The organism is Prosthecodimorpha staleyi (assembly GCF_018729455.1).
In the GTDB taxonomy this organism is placed as follows: domain Bacteria; phylum Pseudomonadota; class Alphaproteobacteria; order Rhizobiales; family Ancalomicrobiaceae; genus Prosthecodimorpha; species Prosthecodimorpha staleyi.
The window spans coordinates 207,905-222,680 of sequence record NZ_JAHHZF010000009.1 but is presented as its reverse complement, the minus strand read 5'-3'; the positions used below and the strand labels follow the sequence as shown (position 1 = coordinate 222,680).

Below are 14,776 nucleotides of genomic sequence, written 5' to 3'. Positions count from 1 at the left end.
TGATGCTCTAAGCCGCCGGGGCCGGTTCGGCGGCCAGGACGGCGCTCGTCTCCTTGAGCATCCGCATCAGAACCTGTCCGGCGAACTGGACATGCTCGCGCATCAGCGCGTCGGCGCGCTCGGCGTCCCGGTCGGCGATGGCGTGCAGGATGCGGTGGTGGTCGTCGTGCGAGCGCAGGATGACGCGGTGGTCGCGCCAATCGAACACGCGATCCGAGGCGAGCGGCACGTTGTGGCACTGGCGAACGAAGTCGAGCAGGAACGGATTGCGCGATTCCTGCAGGATCGTCTCGTGGAATTCGACGTTCATCTGCCTGTAGGGCGCCAAATCCTCCGGATCGAGCTCCCCCTTGCCGAGCACGCGGTCGCCGCGGCGGATGCAATCCTCCAACCGTGCGATGACATCCCGGCCGAGACCGCGGCGGGCGCAGAGGCCGCAGGCCTGCCCCTCCAGACGGGCGCGCACCGCGAAGGCGGCATCGATTTCGCCGACAGAAAAGCCGCGCACCGCATAGCCGCGGTTCGGCTCGTAGACGAGCAGGCCGAGATTGGCGAGCTGCGCCAGCGCCTCGCGCAGCGGCGTCCGCGAGATGCCGAAGGATTCAGACAACTGCACCTGATGCATGCGCGATCCCGGCGCGAACTCGCCGGCGAGGATGCGCTCGCGCAGCAGGGCGACCAGTTCGGCGGCTGTCGTGGTGACGGGCGGCTTCATGGTCTTTGGATAAATTATTTGCGGATCCTCGGCAACAAGATTGACCGGATAGGGCTTTCCCTCATAGAATTTATCCAAAATGACGCTCTGGGAGAAGCGCAGTGCAGATGGGGAAGGGCCGGACGGCGCTCGTCACGGGCGGTTGCGGAGGAATCGGCGCGGCGATCTGCCGGCGCCTGGCCGATGACGGTTTCACGGTCGCGGTCGTCGATCGCGACGCCGGGGCGGCGGTGGGCCTCGCCACCGCCCTGCCGGGCACCGGACATGTCGGGATCGGCGCCGACGTGGCGGAGGAGATGGCCGTCGAAGCCGCGTTCGCGGCCGCCGAGGCCGCTCTCGGACCGATCGACGTGCTGGTGACCGCGGCCGGCATCCTGATGCTGCGGCCCGACGGCAACCGCAACGCCGTCGCCGAGACGCCGCTGGACGAATGGCAGCGCACGCAGGAGGTCAACGCCACCGGCACCTTCCTGTTCTGCCGCGCCTATGCGCGCCGGGTGACGGAACCGCGCCGGGGCGCCCGCGTGGTGACCGTGTCGTCGGTCGCCGCCCAGCTCGGCGGCTATCGCTCGTCGAGCGCCTATATCGCCAGCAAGTCGGCCGTCATCGGGCTGACCAAGGGTCTCGCCCGCGAACTCGCCCCCTATGGGGTGACCGCCAATTCCGTCGCGCCGGGCCTGATCGACGCGCCGATGCTGCGTCTGTCGCTCGACCCCGCCGACGACGCCCGCGCCGCCGCCGGTATCCCGCTCGGCAGGCTCGGCACGCCCGGGGATGTCGCCGGCGCCGTCGCCTTCCTGGTCTCCGCCGATGCGGCCTATGTCACCGGCTGCACCATCGACGTGAACGGCGGCTACCGCATGCAGTAACCGGCCCGAAGAGCCGGATGAAATTGAAGCAAGCACGGAGGAAACGCATGACCGTCATCAAGAGTACCGCCCTCGCCGCCGGCCTGGCCGCGGCGCTGCTCGGCACCGGCCCGGCCGCGGCCCAGCAGGAGCCCGGCCTGACGCCGACCACGATCAAGATCGGCATGTTCGCGCCCCTGTCCGGCGCCAACATGGCCTATGGTTTCGACGTCGCGAATGCGGCGAAGATGTATTACGACAAGATCAACAAGGAAGGCGGCATTCACGGCCGCAAGATCGAGGTCGTCCTCGAAGACGACCGCTGCAACGCCAACGATCTCGTCGCGGCCGTCAAGAAACTGGTCGAACAGGACCAGGTCTTCATGCTGAACGGCGGTTCCTGCTCGGCCGCCGTGGTGGCCGCCAAGGAATATGTCGTCCGCAACAAGGTGCCTCTGGTGATGCTCAACGCATCCGGTGACGGCGCGCTCTATCCGCCGACCGACTATATTTTCGGCGCCTTCTCGATCTCGCAATATGCCGTCGGCGGCGCGATGATCGACTTCGCGGCCAAGACCTTCGGTGCCAAGAAGGTCGCCTATGTCAACCACGACGACGCCTATGGCGCCTGGAATCTCGAAGGCGCCAAGGCCGACGCGGAAGCCTCGAAGGTCGACCTCGCCGTGGAATCGGTCAATCCGACCATCAACGACGTGACCGCGCCCTTCCTCAAGCTGCGCGCCGCCAACCCGGATGCCCTCCTGATCGTCACCTATGCGCGCCCGGCCGCGCTGATGATCAAGAAGGCGGCCGAGATGGGCTTCAACAAGCCGATCATCCTGTCGGTGACCGGGACCGCGAACCTGTCTCAGCTGATGCAGAATGTCGGCGGCCCGGACGCCCTGAAGAACTTCTACGTCCAGGACGTGCTCGCCGACCTGCCGGGCGGACCCAAGATCAAGTGGGTCTACGACATGTACAAGCAGTCCTATCCGGATCTGGCCGCCAAGCCGGACCATCCGCAGGCCTATATGCCCTACGGCATTCCGTCCGCGATGAGCATCGTCAAGGCCCTGCAGGCGGCCGGGCCGAACCCGACCCGCGAGAAGGTCCTGGAGGCGATGAAGACTCTGAACTTCGATTCCGGCGTCATGGCCGGTCCGGTCGTGTTCGGGCCGAGCGAGCGGGCCGCCAACAAGGCGACCATCTTCATCAAGTTCGACGGCACCAACCAGACCCTGCAGCCCGGCGTCTATTCCAGCCGCTGGAAGTTCAAGGGCTAGAGCAAGATCCGACCAGAGCGGCTCGCCCTGATCGGAAGAAGCTTGCGCAACCAAAAACATGCAGAGCATCATCCGATCCCTTCAGATCGGATGATGCTCCAAGCCTCCCCGGGGACCGGAATCCGGCGCGCACCTCCCCGCGCCGGGCCTTCCGGTGGCAGCGCAGGCCTCTGCGCTGCCGCCTCCCCGTCGCACGTCCATGCCACGCCTGAGCCAGGACCCGCGCGATCGATGGACACAGAACTCATCTACCTCTTCCTGCAGCAGGGCATCGTCTCCGGCATGGTCGTCGGCAGCGTCTACGCCCTGTTGGCACTTTCCATCGTGATGATCTTCAAGACCTCCGAAGTGCCAAACTTCGCGCAGGGCGAGATCTTCATGGCGGCGGGCTATTGCGCGCTGTTCCTGCTGGTCTTCCAGACGACACCGGTCTGGCTCGCCGTACCGCTGACCCTGGTGGTCGCCTTCGCCGGAGCCGCGCTGTTCCGGCGCGTGGTGCTGACGCAGGTCTCCCGGGCGAGCGGCAGCCCGGTCAACCTGGTCATCGCCACGCTCGGGCTCTCCTATGTGCTCAAGGGCCTCGTCCGCCGCACCGGCTTCGGCGACACGCCGCGCTCCTTTCCGGCGCTCGTTTCCACCGACGGCGTGATGATCGGCCAGGCCAGCATCACCCGGCTCGACGTCGCGATCTTCCTGACCGCGCTCGCGGTCATGGCGGTTCTCTTCTGCCTGTTTGCCTATACCAAGGTCGGCCGGGCGATGCGCGCGGTCGGCATGAATCCCAAGGCTGCCCGCCTGATGGGCGTCGACCTGCAGCGCATCCACATGCTGGTCTGGGGCCTGTCGGCCGTCGTCTCCGCCATCGCCGCCCTGCTGATCTCGCCGAAGATCCTGATGACCGCCGAGATGGGCGGCATCGTCACGATGGCCTTCGCGGCCGCCATCGTCGGCGGCTTCACCAGCCTGCCGGGTGCGGTGGTCGGCGGCTTCGTCATCGGCATCGCGGAGAACCTGGTCGGACTTTTCATCTCCTCGCGCGCGATCGTGGTCGCGCCCTTCGTCGCCATCATGCTCGTGCTGATCGTCCGGCCGCAGGGCCTGTTCGGCGGCCGCGTCGCCATCAAGAAGGTCTGAGCCGATGCGGTTCGTCGCCCTCACCGTCGCGGCCGCGATCCTGATCGCGTTGCCGCTCGTGACCACCGGCTATGTGGTCTACCTGGCCAATCTGCTGCTCACCTTCACGGTGCTGTGCCTCGGCATGCATATCGTGATCGGCGAGACCGGCCAGTTCTCGCTCGCCCATGCCGCCTTCTACGGCATCGGCATCTATGCCGCCGGCATCGCCGGCACCAGCTTCGGCACGCCCTTCCCGGTCTCCATCCTGATCGGCGGCCTTGCTGCCGCGGCGATCGGCTTCGTCATCGGCATGGTCGCGCTGCGCATGCGCGACATCTACCTGGCCCTCGCCACCTTCGCCTTCGGCGAGGCGATGCAGTGGGTGTTCTTGAACTGGAATGCCGTCACCGGCGGGCCGAACGGCCTGCGCATCGCGCCGGCCCGGCTTTTCGGGCTGGAGCTGGTGACCGACAAGGATGCCTATCCGTTCGTCGTCGCCACCGCGGTCGCGATGCTGGTGCTGACCGTGATCGTCGCGCGCGCCCGGCTCGGCCGCAGCTTCCGCGCGGTGCGGGAATCCGAGATCGCCGCGCAGGCGATGGGCGTGCCCGTGCAGCGCACCAAGGTCGTCGCCTTCGGCATCTCGGCCTTCTTCGCCGGCATCGCCGGCGGCATGTTCACCCTGTTCTCGACCTATATCCATCCGGACAGCCTCGGCTTTCAGACCACGATCCTGGTCCTCACCATGGTGGTGGTCGGCGGTCTCGGCTCGATCGGCGGGGCAGTCGGCGGCGCGATCGCCTTCGGGCTGATCTCGGAACTGCTCCGGCAGGCGCCGTCCTTCCAGGAGATCGCCTATGGGGCGATCCTGATCCTCTTCATGATGTATGCGCCGAAAGGTCTGTTCGCCTTCCTGGCCGACCGCTTCCGGGGGGCGCGGCATGCCTGAGGCCCGCACCCCTCTCCTGTCGGTCGAGAATCTGACCATCGCCTTCGGCGGTCTCGTCGCGGTGCGCGACTTCTCGATCGCGGTCGCACCGGGCACCATCCACGCCCTGATCGGGCCGAACGGCGCCGGCAAGTCGACCACCTTCAACTGCATCTCGCGCCTCTACCGGCCGAATGCGGGGCGCATCCTGTTCGACGGGCAGGACATCACCCGCCTGCCCTCCTCGGCCATGGCCGGTCTCGGCATCGCCCGCTCCTTCCAGAATCTGGAGCTCTTCAACGAGCTGACCGTCTACGAGAACATCCTGATCGGCGCGCATTGCCATTGCGGCGCCTCGCTGCGCGACCGCCTGTCCGCGCGCCCGCCGCATCTGGCCGCCGAGATCGACCGGATCATCGAGCGCACCGGGCTCGGCGCCTATCGCGAGACGAAGGCCTGCAATCTCGACTTCGGGCACCAGAAGCTGCTCGAACTGGCCCGCGCGCTCGCCATCCGGCCGCGCCTGCTGCTGCTCGACGAGCCCGCCGCCGGCCTGCGCAATCGCGAGATCGCCATCCTGGACGGCCTCTTGACCGACCTCGCGCGCCGCGACGGCCTGACCATCCTGCTGGTCGAGCATGTCATGCAGCTGGTCATGTCGATTTCCGACCGGGTCACGGTCTTGAACTTCGGCACCAAGATCGCCGAGGGCACGCCGCAGGAGGTGAAGTCGAACCCGGCCGTGGTCGAGGCCTATCTCGGCAAGGAGACCGCGCTCCATGGCTGACCTGCTCGAAATCCGCGGCATTTCCGCCTCCTATGGCCGCATCCAGGCGATCGCCGGGGTGAACCTTTCGGTTCCGGACGGGGCCGTGGTCGCGCTCCTCGGCGCCAACGGGGCCGGCAAGACCACCACGCTCAACGCCGTCTCGCGGCTCGTGCCGGTCACCGCCGGCTCGATCCTGTTCGAGGGGCGGCCGATCGAGCGGGCCAGTTCGCACGCGGTCGTGCGCGCCGGCATCTCGCAGGTGCCCGAGGGCCGCGAGGTGTTCCGCGACATGAGCGTGCGCGAGAATCTGGAGATGGGCGCCTATGGCCGCTCCGACCGCACCGGCATCCGCCAGGATATCGACCGCGCCTTCGACTATTTCCCGATCCTGAAGGAGCGGCTGCAGCAGAAGGCCGGCACCCTTTCGGGCGGCGAGCAGCAGATGCTGGTCATCGCCCGCGCGCTGATGGCCCGGCCGCGGCTGCTCCTGCTCGACGAGCCCTCGCTCGGCCTGTCGCCGGTGCTGGTCGAGAAGATCTTCGCCATCATCCGCCGGCTCAATGCCGACGGGCTCGGCATCCTGCTCGTCGAGCAGAACGCCTCGGTGGCGCTGGCCGCCTCGAGCTACGCCTACATCCTGGAGAATGGCGAAGTCGCCGTGGAAGGCCGCTCGGCCGACCTGCGCCACGACGATTCCGTGCGCAGGACCTATATCGGATGAGCGCCGCCGCCCCTGCACGCCGCCTGGACGGGCGCGTCCATCTGGTCACCGGCGCGGCCCGCGGCATCGGTGCGGCGGTCGCCCGCCGGCTTTCCGCCGAGGGCGCGGCGATCGCCGCCGCCGACCTCGACGCGGACGGCCTCGCCGCCCTCGCCGCGGACCTGGAGGCGGCGGGCACGGCGGTGCTGACCGGCCGGTTCGACAGCCGGGACTCCGCCGCCACCGACCGCTTCGTGGCCGAGACCGTCGAGCGCTTCGGCCGGCTCGACGGCGCAGTCCCCTGCGCCGGGATCGCCCGCGCGGCACGCGCCGAGGAGATGACCGACGCCGCCTTCGCGGATGTCCTCGGCATCAACCTGACCGGCGTCTTCTACACCTGCCGGGCCGTCGGCCGCGTCCTGCTCGCGCGCGGAGAGGGCGCGATCGTCACGGTCGCGTCGATCACGGCGCGCGGCGGCCAGCCCGGACGGGCCAATTATGCGGCCTCGAAATGGGGCCTGGTCGGGCTGACCAAGACGCTGGCGCTGGAATGGGGCGGGCGCGGCGTCCGGGTCAACGCGGTGGCGCCGAACGGCGTCGATACGCCGATGATCCGCGACGGCATTCCGCCCGATTTTCTCGACGGCGTCATGCTCGACCGCACGCCGCTTGGTCGGCTCGCCCGCCCGGAGGAGGTCGCCGCCGTGATCGCCTTCCTGCTCGGACCGGACGCCTCCTACGTCAACGGGGCTGTGGTCGAGGTCGACGGCGGGCTGACGGCCGGCTTCCTGACCGCGCGCCACGGCACCGATTTCGCCTCACGGACCATCCCGCCCCCACCCGCCTCTGGACAGCAGAACCGCCCATGACGACCGAACTCCAGCCTCTTCCCCTCGCCGTCGTGACCGGCGCCGCGCGCGGCATCGGCCGCGCCATTGCCGGCCGGCTGGCCGCCGACGGCTTCGAGGTGGTCGTGCTCGACCGCGACGGTGCGGCGGCCGAACGTGCCGCCGGGGAGATCGTCGCCGGCGGCGGCCGGGCGCGGGCGGTGGTGCTCGATCTCCTGGATTCGGACGCGGTCGCCGCATTCGCGGCCGCGGAACGCCCGCTCGCGGCGCTGGTCAACAATGCCGGCATCTTCGACGAACGCGCCTTCTTCGACCTGTCGCTGGAAGATTTCCGGCGCATGTACGACGTGAATCTGGTCGCCCTGTTCGCGCTCTCGCAGGCCGCCGCGCGGCGCATGCTGCCCGGCGCCAAGATCGTCAATATCGCCTCGCGCGCCTTCCTCGGCGCCCGCAATCACGCCCACTATGTCGCCTCGAAGGCCGCCGTGGTCGGCCTGACCCGCGCCATGGCCATGGAACTCGCCGCACGCGGCATCCTGGTCAATGCCGTGGCGCCCGGCCTGATCGACACGCCGCTCCTGCAGGCTCTGACGCCGGAGCGCATGGCGGCGCAGCTTGCCCTGCAGCCGACCGGCAAGGCCGGCCGGCCCGATGACATCGCCAATGCGGTCGCCTTCCTGGCCGCGCCGCAGATGGATTTCGTCACCGGCCAGACCCTGCTGGTCGACGGCGGCAAGTCGCTCGGCGGCGGCATGGGGATCTGATCATGGCGACCGCTTCGTCCTCCGCGGGCTTCGACGAGGTCTTCGACGCCGTCGTGGTCGGCTCCGGCGCCGCCGGCCTCGCCGCAGCTTTGACCGCCGCGATCGGCGGCCTTTCCGTCCTGGTCGTCGAGAAGGCCGATACGATCGGCGGCAGTACGGCGATCTCCGGCGGCGCCGTCTGGGTGCCTGGTCATTCCCATCTCGGCGCGGTCGGGCTGACCGAGAGCCGCGCCGCCGTTATCGACTATCTGCGCGCCCATCTCGGCAACCGCCTGCGCGTCGACATGATCGAGGCCTTTCTCGATCGCGGGCCGGAGATGATCGACTTTCTGGAGCGGCATACCGCGCTCCGTCTGGCACCGCGCGCGGTCTCGCCCGACTACAAGCCCGACCTGCCCGGCGCCGCCGCCGGCGGGCGCACGCTCGATCCGGTCGTCTATGACGGACGGGAGCTCGGCCGCGATTTCGGCCGGCTGCGGGCGCCGCTGAAGGAGTTTCTGGTCTTCGGCGGCATGATGGTCAACCGCAAGGACATCGACACCCTGCTGTCGGCGACGAAGTCGGTACAGGCATTTCTCGGCAGCGCCGCGCTCGTGCTGCGCTTTGCGCGCGACCGGCTGTCCCAGAAGCGCGGCACGCGGCTGCTGATGGGCAATGCACTGGCCGCCCGGCTGTTCAGGTCGGCGCTCGACCGTGCCATCCCGATCCGCGAGCGTCATGCGGCCCGCGATCTGATCGTCGAGGACGGTCGCGTCGTCGGCCTCGTGGTCGAGGGTCCGTCCGGTCCCCGCCGGATCGGCGCGCGCCGTGGCGTGGTGCTCGCCTCGGGCGGCTTTCCGGGCAGCGCGGCCATGCGGCAGGCTCTGCTGCCCCATGCCGACCGGCACTATTCGATGGCGCCTTCCGGCAATGGCGGCGACGGCATCCGGCTGGCGCAGGGCGTCGGAGGCCGGATCGGAACCGACAATGTCGGCAATGCCTTCTGGGCACCTGTTTCAGTGATGCGCGAAGCCGACGGCACCGAGACGCGCTTCCCGCATCTGATCCTCGATCGCGCCAAGCCCGGCCTCGTCGCGGTCGACGGCACCGGCCGCCGCTTCGTCAACGAGGCCAATTCCTACCACGACTTCGTCGAGGCGATGCATCTGGCGCAGGAGACGCGCCCGGCTATCCCGGCCTGGCTCGTGTGCGACGCCGCCTTCATCCGCCGCTACGGCCTCGGTCTGGTCCGTCCGGGATTGCGCCCGCTCGGCCGCTTCCTGAAATCGGGCTATCTGGTCAGGGGCGACACGGTCGAAACGCTGGCCCGCGCCATGGCGGTCGATCCGGCCGCGCTCGCCGACACGGTCGCGCGCATGAACCGATATGCCGAGACCGGGACCGATCCGGATTTCGGCAAGGGGTCGACCGCCTACAACCGCTATCTCGGGGACGCGGCGCACAAGCCCAATCCGTGCCTCGGCCCGATCCGGACCGCGCCCTACTATGCGGTTCGGGTCTGGCCGGGCGACATCGGCACCGCCGCCGGCCTGGAGACCGACCCGCGCGCCCGCGTGCTCGGCGCCGACGGACAGCCGATCCCGGGTCTCTGGGCCTGCGGCAACGACATGAACTCGATCATGGCCGGGACCTATCCGTCGGCCGGAATCACCCTCGGCCCGGCCCTCACCTTCGGCTATATCGCGGGTCTCGACCTCGCATCCGCCACGCCCTGACCGTCGGAGGACGACATCCATGCAGCTCTTCTTCTCCCCGACCTCGCCTTACGTTCGCAAGGTCCTCGTCGCCGCCCTGGAACTGGGCATCGGCGACCGCATCGAAAAGCTCGCCTCGGCGGCCCACCCGATCAACCGGGACCCGACCATCGTCGCCTCGAACCCGCTCGGCCAGGTTCCCACCCTGATCGCCGACGACGGTACCGTGGTGGCCGACAGCCGCGTGATCCTCTCCTATCTGAACGACCTTGCCGGCGGCGCCCTGCTGCCTGCCGATCCGAAGGCGCGCCTGCGCGCCGAGGTCGACCAGTCGCTCGCCGACGGCATCACGGTCGCCGCACTCCTGGTGCGCTATGAGACGGCCGCGCGGCCGGCCGAACGCCTGTGGCCGGAATGGGTCGCCGGGCAGTGGGACAAGGTCCGCACCACGCTTGCCCATTTCGAGGCCAACCCGCCGGGCGGGCGCATCGATGTCGGAACGATCGCGCTGGCCTGCGCGCTCAGCTATCTCGACTTCCGCTTCCCCGATCACGGCTGGCGCAACGGCTGCCCGACGCTCGCCGCCTGGTATGCGGATTTCGAGCAGCGGCCGTCCATGGCGGCGACGCGGCTCGCCTGACGCCGTTCCACGGCCGGCATCAGGTCTCCAGGACGCGATGCCCCTCCCCGCAGGTCCTGTAGCGCCACGCCATCGTGTACCCAGCCGGACCGGTGCGATGGCGCGCCGTTCCGGGGACCGGCACCGTCTCGGCCGTGCGGCCGGCCCCCGAGGCGACCAACGCGCGCGTGTAGGGATGCTGCGGATCGGCCAGCACGCGGTCGACCGGACCGATCTCGACGATCCGGCCGAATCGCATCACCGCGACGCGGTGGGCGATGCGGGCGACCACGGCGAGGTCGTGCGTGATGAAGAGATAGGAAAGTCCCTGCGCCGCCTGCAGGTCCTGGAACAGTTGCAGCACCTGCAGCCGGGTCGTGGCGTCGAGCGCGGAAACCGCCTCGTCGGCGATCAGGATGCGGGGTCGGGTCGCCAGCGCCCGGGCGATGCCGAGCCTCTGGCGCTGACCGCCCGACAGTTCGTGCGGCAGGCGATCCAAATGGCTGGCGTCGAGCCCGACTTCGACCAGCAGGGCCTCGGCCTTTCTCCGCAGCACATCCCGCCGGGTTTCGCCCTGCAGCACCAACGGTTCGACGACCGACCGCCAGGCTCGGAACTGCGGATCGAGCGAGGCTTGCGGATCCTGAAAGACATACTGGATGCGGGATCGCGCCTCGGCCGGCCGATCCCGAAGGTCGGCCCCGGCGATCCAGACGCCGCCGTCGGCGATCGGGGTCAGCCCGAGAATGGCCCGGGCGAGCGTGGTCTTGCCGCTGCCGCTTTCGCCGACCACGGCCAGCGTCTCGCCTTGCGCGAGCGACAATCCGACCCCGTCGACGGCGAACAAGTGCTGAGAACGCCCCCAAGGCACTCTCTTTCCGCCGACCGGAAAGGTGACGGTGAGGTCGCGCACTTCGAGAGCGGCGGGGGTGGCCGGGTCGGGTGCCGGGATCGCGCGCCGCGCCGTCGCCGGAGCGGCCGGCAGGCCGGCAGCGATCAAGGTCCGGGTATAGGGCGACTGCGGGTTCGCCATCAGCGCGGCGGTCGGCCCGCTTTCGACGATCCGTCCGCGCAGCATGACGGCGGCGCGCTCGGCGAAGGATGCGACGAGGCCCATATCGTGCGAGATCAGCAGGATGGCGCAGCCGACCTCGCGGCGCAGCTGGCCGAGCAGCAGCATGATCTCGGCCTGCACGGTGGCATCGAGTGCGGTGGTCGGCTCGTCGGCGATCAGAAGCGCCGGCTTGCAGGCGATCGCGGCAGCGATGACCACGCGCTGGCGCATGCCGCCCGACAGGTGGTGCGGCCGCAGACCGGCGACCCGTCGCGCGTCGGCGACCCGGGCCAGATCGAGCAGACGGACGCTCTCTGCCCGCGCCGCCGCCCAGCCGAGCCCCCGATGCGCGACCAGCGTCTCGGCGATCTGGTCGCCGACGGCCAGGAGCGGGTTGAGGGCGCTCATCGGCTCCTGGAACACCATGCCGATCCGGCTGCCGCGGATCGCGCGCATCGCGCGTTGCGAACAGGCGAGCAGATCACGGCCTTCGAATGCGATCGTCCCCTCGGCAACCAGGGCCGGAGGCGCGATGAGCCCCATGATCGCCTGCATCGCCATGCTCTTGCCCGACCCGGATTCGCCAACCAGGGCCAGCACCTCGCCGGAGGCGACCGAGAAGGAGACACGGTCGAGAATGCGGCGCGGTCCGGCGATCGTCAGGACGTCCGTCGAAAGGTCTCTCACGTCCAGAAGCGGCGCGGCCGGCTCCCTGACCGGCAACGATGAGCTCGTCATGCGCTCCCCTCCGGGGCAACCGCATGCGGGGGCGCCGTCAATGGACCTGCGGCGTGTTCACCCAGATGACGCGCGCGGGCACGGTCCCGATGTTGCGATAGCTGTTGGTCAGATGGTTCTTGAAGAAGAACGAATCGCCCGTCGACAGGCTGTAGGTGGTCGCGTCGATGGTCAGTTCGATCTGTCCCTCGATGACGAAGCCCAGCGTCTCGCCCTGGTGGGTGATCATGTCCTCCTTCGATCCGCCCGGCTCGACGACATGGATGTTGCCCTCCAGCAGGTTGCCGGCGCCGAACGGCACCAGCCGCTCGTAGCTGACCCCGGTCCCGCCGCGGATCGGATCGGTCGTGGTCACCGTGCGCTGGCCGGCGCGCTGGATGATGCCTGGCGAGGAGATGTCGGCACCGAAGAAGGAGGCGAGATCGCGGTCGAGCGCTTCGACCAGCCGCTGCAGCATCGGCACCGACGGGATCACCCGGCCGCTCTCGATCTTGGAGATCGAGCTCTCCGTACAGCCGACCTTCTCGGCCAGTTCGCGCATGCGGATGCCGGCCAGGATGCGGGCATGCTTCACGCGCGCACCGATCTGGAGATCGTTCGATTTCTGCTTGCTGTTGTCGCCGGCCATGGTCCGATCCGCTTCTCTGCGGGCCTCGATCGCGACCCCGCAACATGTCCGTTGATCCTTGACCGGAACGCTCCCCGATTGGCAATCCCGTCCATGATTGAAAATCATGCATCGGCGGACCTCGCGCACACCGCGAGCGGCGGGACCCGATCGCGCCAGGGCAGCAGCTGTTCGACCGCCGCGCAGGCGGTCAGCACGGTCGCGTCGCCGAGATGGCGGCCCATGATCTGCAAGCCGACCGGAAGTCCGGCCGCGGTGAAGCCCGCCGGCACCGTGGCGGCCGGCTGGCCGGTCAGGTTGGCGAGCGACGAGAAGGGCGTCCAGGCGCTCGGCAGGACCGGCCGGCCGTCGATCCGCTCCGGCCCCTCGCAGTCGATCGCGAAGGCCGCGACGGCCGTGGTCGGCGTCAGCAGGAGATCGAACCGTGCCATGAAGCGGCTCATCGCATTGGCGATGGTTTTGCGGGCAAGGATCGCGGCGGTGAAATCGTCGGCGCTCCAGGGATGGGCCAGCAGCCGGCCGAGCGCCCCGCCGAACCGGTAGTCGCGCTCCCCGGCCATCCGGCGCAGGCCTTCCCGGTCGGTGTCGAGCGCCACGATAGCCTCGAAGGCGGATTGCGGGTCCGGGATCGGCGGGTCGACCGCTTCGATCCGGCAGCCGAGCGCGGCGGCGAGGCGCAGGGCCGCGTCGGTGGCGATGCGGCGAACCTCGGGATCGACGGCGGCGAAGCCGAGATCGCCGCTGAAGGCGATGGTCAGGCCGCGCAGCGTTTCCGGCGGCGCGATCCGGAAGGCGGCGGACTCGGCCGGGATCGAGTGGCGATCGAGCGCCGTCGGCCCGGCCATCACGTCGAGGGCCAGCGCCGCATCCGCGACAGTCCGGGACAGTGGGCCGATATGCTCCAGCGATTCCCAGCCGGAAGCCCCCGGATAACGCTCGTCGCGGCAGCCCGGATAGAGCGGCACCCGCCCCCACGAGGCCTTCACGCCGACCACGCCGCAGAGCGCCGCTGGGATGCGGATCGAACCCCCGCCATCGCTGCCGAGCCCGAAGGGGACCATGCCGCTGGCGACCGCGGCGGCCGTGCCGGCGCTGGAACCGCCGGAGGTCAGCGCCGGGTTCCAGGGATTGCGGGTGGTCGGAAAGAGCGGGTTGTGGCCGACCGGGCCGTAGCCGAATTCCGACACGTTGGTCTTGCCGAGCACGATCGCCCCGGCCGCCTCGAGCCGGTCGACGACCACGTCGCTCTCGTCGGGCACGAAATCGGCATAGAGCGGCGAGCCGAAGGTGGTGCGCAGGCCGCGGGTCGCGATCAGGTCCTTGACGGCGATCGGCACCCCAGCGAGCGGACCGACGGCCCCGCCGCGCGCGATCCCCGCGTCGATTGCGGCGGCGCGCGCGAAAGCCTCGTCGCGGGCCAGGGTGCAGAAGGCCATCAGGGTCCCGTCGAGCGCCTCGATCCGGTCGAAGGCCGCCGCCACCGCCGCCGAGGCCGTGAGCGCGCGCGACCGGATCGCGGCTGCCAGCGCGGTTGCGGTCTCAAATGGGGCGTCGCGGGGGCCGGCGGCGTCAGCCACGAACTTTCTCCGGATGCGAGCCGCGCACGATGCCGGTGTCCTCGGCGCCCATCGGGGTGAAATCCGCGAACATGTCGGCCCCAGGGATCGCCGCCGCGCCGGCGCGCGCCACGGCGAGGTCCTGCGCGCCGGTGCCCGATCCGGCCGCGACCGCGCCGACCACCAGGCCGCCGACCTTGATCGGCAAGCCGCCGATCAGGTTGGTCCACTGGCTGTCGGAGGCGAGCGCGATCTGGATCTCGACATCGGCATGCGCCCCGCCGGTCGGCTCGCCGGAGAGCGCCGCGGTGCGCGCCTTGCAGGTCGACGAGATCACGCTCAGCGCCTTGGAGCCGTCCATGCGCCCGAAGGCCAGGAGATTGCCGCCGAGATCGACGACCGCGATGCACATCGGCTGGCCGATCCGCTCGGCCTCGGCGATCGCCGCGTCGAGCACCTTCAGGCCTCCGGCGAGGGTCAGAATTCGGGCATCCTTGAGATCGGCCATGTTGGGTC

General features: G+C 69.6%; 15 protein-coding genes. 10 read left to right on the top strand and 5 right to left on the bottom strand.

Translation table 11 applies throughout. The features are described from left to right. Positions 1–7 precede the first annotated feature (7 nt). Complete coding sequence (locus KL771_RS18955) at positions 8–793, bottom strand: GntR family transcriptional regulator (protein ID WP_261970085.1); 786 nt, start codon at positions 791–793, stop codon at positions 8–10. Between the two features lie 29 nt (positions 794–822). On the opposite strand from KL771_RS18955, the gene KL771_RS18950 reads away from it, so the two are divergent. From KL771_RS18950 to KL771_RS18905, 10 genes are all read left to right on the top strand, one after another. Beyond that, a complete protein-coding gene (locus KL771_RS18950) occupies positions 823–1,584 on the top strand; it encodes an SDR family NAD(P)-dependent oxidoreductase (RefSeq protein WP_261970160.1) in 762 nt (253 codons plus the stop codon). Positions 1,585–1,631: 47 nt separating this feature from the next. Continuing rightward, entirely contained in the window at positions 1,632–2,846 is a 1,215-nt protein-coding gene (locus KL771_RS18945; RefSeq protein WP_261970084.1) for an ABC transporter substrate-binding protein, read from the top strand. 231 nt (positions 2,847–3,077) lie between these two features. Then, complete coding sequence (locus KL771_RS18940) at positions 3,078–3,980, top strand: branched-chain amino acid ABC transporter permease (protein ID WP_261970083.1); 903 nt, start codon at positions 3,078–3,080, stop codon at positions 3,978–3,980. A 4-nt stretch (positions 3,981–3,984) separates the two neighbouring features. Next, positions 3,985–4,911: a branched-chain amino acid ABC transporter permease gene (locus KL771_RS18935; protein ID WP_261970082.1), complete on the top strand. Its 927-nt coding sequence runs from the start codon at positions 3,985–3,987 to the stop codon at positions 4,909–4,911. Continuing rightward, a complete protein-coding gene (locus KL771_RS18930; protein WP_261970081.1) occupies positions 4,904–5,677 on the top strand; it encodes an ABC transporter ATP-binding protein in 774 nt (257 codons plus the stop codon). The genes KL771_RS18935 and KL771_RS18930 overlap by 8 nt, the downstream gene beginning before the upstream one ends. Continuing rightward, complete coding sequence (locus KL771_RS18925; protein WP_261970080.1) at positions 5,670–6,380, top strand: ABC transporter ATP-binding protein; 711 nt, start codon at positions 5,670–5,672, stop codon at positions 6,378–6,380. The genes KL771_RS18930 and KL771_RS18925 overlap by 8 nt, the downstream gene beginning before the upstream one ends. Next, positions 6,377–7,228, top strand: coding sequence for an SDR family NAD(P)-dependent oxidoreductase (locus tag KL771_RS18920; RefSeq protein ID WP_261970079.1), 852 nt, complete (start codon positions 6,377–6,379; stop codon positions 7,226–7,228). Before KL771_RS18925 ends, KL771_RS18920 begins: the two co-directional genes overlap by 4 nt. Continuing rightward, positions 7,225–7,971, top strand: a complete 747-nt coding sequence (locus tag KL771_RS18915; RefSeq protein WP_261970078.1) for an SDR family NAD(P)-dependent oxidoreductase — start codon at positions 7,225–7,227, stop codon at positions 7,969–7,971. Before KL771_RS18920 ends, KL771_RS18915 begins: the two co-directional genes overlap by 4 nt. A 2-nt stretch (positions 7,972–7,973) precedes the next feature. Further along, entirely contained in the window at positions 7,974–9,686 is a 1,713-nt protein-coding gene (locus KL771_RS18910) for an FAD-dependent oxidoreductase (RefSeq protein WP_261970077.1), read from the top strand. A 19-nt stretch (positions 9,687–9,705) separates the two neighbouring features. Continuing rightward, entirely contained in the window at positions 9,706–10,305 is a 600-nt protein-coding gene (locus KL771_RS18905; protein ID WP_261970076.1) for a glutathione S-transferase, read from the top strand. A gap of 19 nt (positions 10,306–10,324) precedes the next feature. On the opposite strand, the gene KL771_RS18900 is transcribed toward KL771_RS18905, so the two are convergent. From KL771_RS18900 to KL771_RS18885, 4 genes are all read right to left on the bottom strand, one after another. Continuing rightward, positions 10,325–12,076 carry a dipeptide ABC transporter ATP-binding protein gene (locus KL771_RS18900; protein WP_261970075.1) on the bottom strand — a complete coding sequence of 584 codons (1,752 nt, stop codon included), beginning with the start codon at positions 12,074–12,076 and terminating at the stop codon, positions 10,325–10,327. 37 nt (positions 12,077–12,113) lie between these two features. After that, a complete protein-coding gene (locus KL771_RS18895) occupies positions 12,114–12,704 on the bottom strand; it encodes a cupin domain-containing protein (protein ID WP_261970074.1) in 591 nt (196 codons plus the stop codon). Between the two features lie 104 nt (positions 12,705–12,808). Next, the gene (locus tag KL771_RS18890; RefSeq protein WP_261970073.1) at positions 12,809–14,281 is read right to left on the bottom strand and encodes an amidase; all 1,473 of its coding nucleotides are present in this window, start codon (positions 14,279–14,281) and stop codon (positions 12,809–12,811) included. Next, on the bottom strand, positions 14,274–14,768 hold the full coding sequence (locus KL771_RS18885) for a GlcG/HbpS family heme-binding protein (protein ID WP_261970072.1): 495 nt from the start codon (positions 14,766–14,768) through the stop codon (positions 14,274–14,276). Before KL771_RS18885 ends, KL771_RS18890 begins: the two co-directional genes overlap by 8 nt. Between the last annotated feature and the right edge of the window lie 8 nt (positions 14,769–14,776).

Coding starts and splice junctions, on each gene's coding strand:
- KL771_RS18950 (WP_261970160.1), top strand. CDS start 823: ATGGGGAAGGGCCGGACGGCGCTCGTCACGGGCGGTTGCGGAGGAATC.
- KL771_RS18945 (WP_261970084.1), top strand. CDS start 1,632: ATGACCGTCATCAAGAGTACCGCCCTCGCCGCCGGCCTGGCCGCGGCG.
- KL771_RS18940 (WP_261970083.1), top strand. CDS start 3,078: ATGGACACAGAACTCATCTACCTCTTCCTGCAGCAGGGCATCGTCTCC.
- KL771_RS18935 (WP_261970082.1), top strand. CDS start 3,985: ATGCGGTTCGTCGCCCTCACCGTCGCGGCCGCGATCCTGATCGCGTTG.
- KL771_RS18930 (WP_261970081.1), top strand. CDS start 4,904: ATGCCTGAGGCCCGCACCCCTCTCCTGTCGGTCGAGAATCTGACCATC.
- KL771_RS18925 (WP_261970080.1), top strand. CDS start 5,670: ATGGCTGACCTGCTCGAAATCCGCGGCATTTCCGCCTCCTATGGCCGC.
- KL771_RS18920 (WP_261970079.1), top strand. CDS start 6,377: ATGAGCGCCGCCGCCCCTGCACGCCGCCTGGACGGGCGCGTCCATCTG.
- KL771_RS18915 (WP_261970078.1), top strand. CDS start 7,225: ATGACGACCGAACTCCAGCCTCTTCCCCTCGCCGTCGTGACCGGCGCC.
- KL771_RS18910 (WP_261970077.1), top strand. CDS start 7,974: ATGGCGACCGCTTCGTCCTCCGCGGGCTTCGACGAGGTCTTCGACGCC.
- KL771_RS18905 (WP_261970076.1), top strand. CDS start 9,706: ATGCAGCTCTTCTTCTCCCCGACCTCGCCTTACGTTCGCAAGGTCCTC.
- KL771_RS18900 (WP_261970075.1), bottom strand. CDS start 12,076: ATGACGAGCTCATCGTTGCCGGTCAGGGAGCCGGCCGCGCCGCTTCTG.
- KL771_RS18895 (WP_261970074.1), bottom strand. CDS start 12,704: ATGGCCGGCGACAACAGCAAGCAGAAATCGAACGATCTCCAGATCGGT.
- KL771_RS18885 (WP_261970072.1), bottom strand. CDS start 14,768: ATGGCCGATCTCAAGGATGCCCGAATTCTGACCCTCGCCGGAGGCCTG.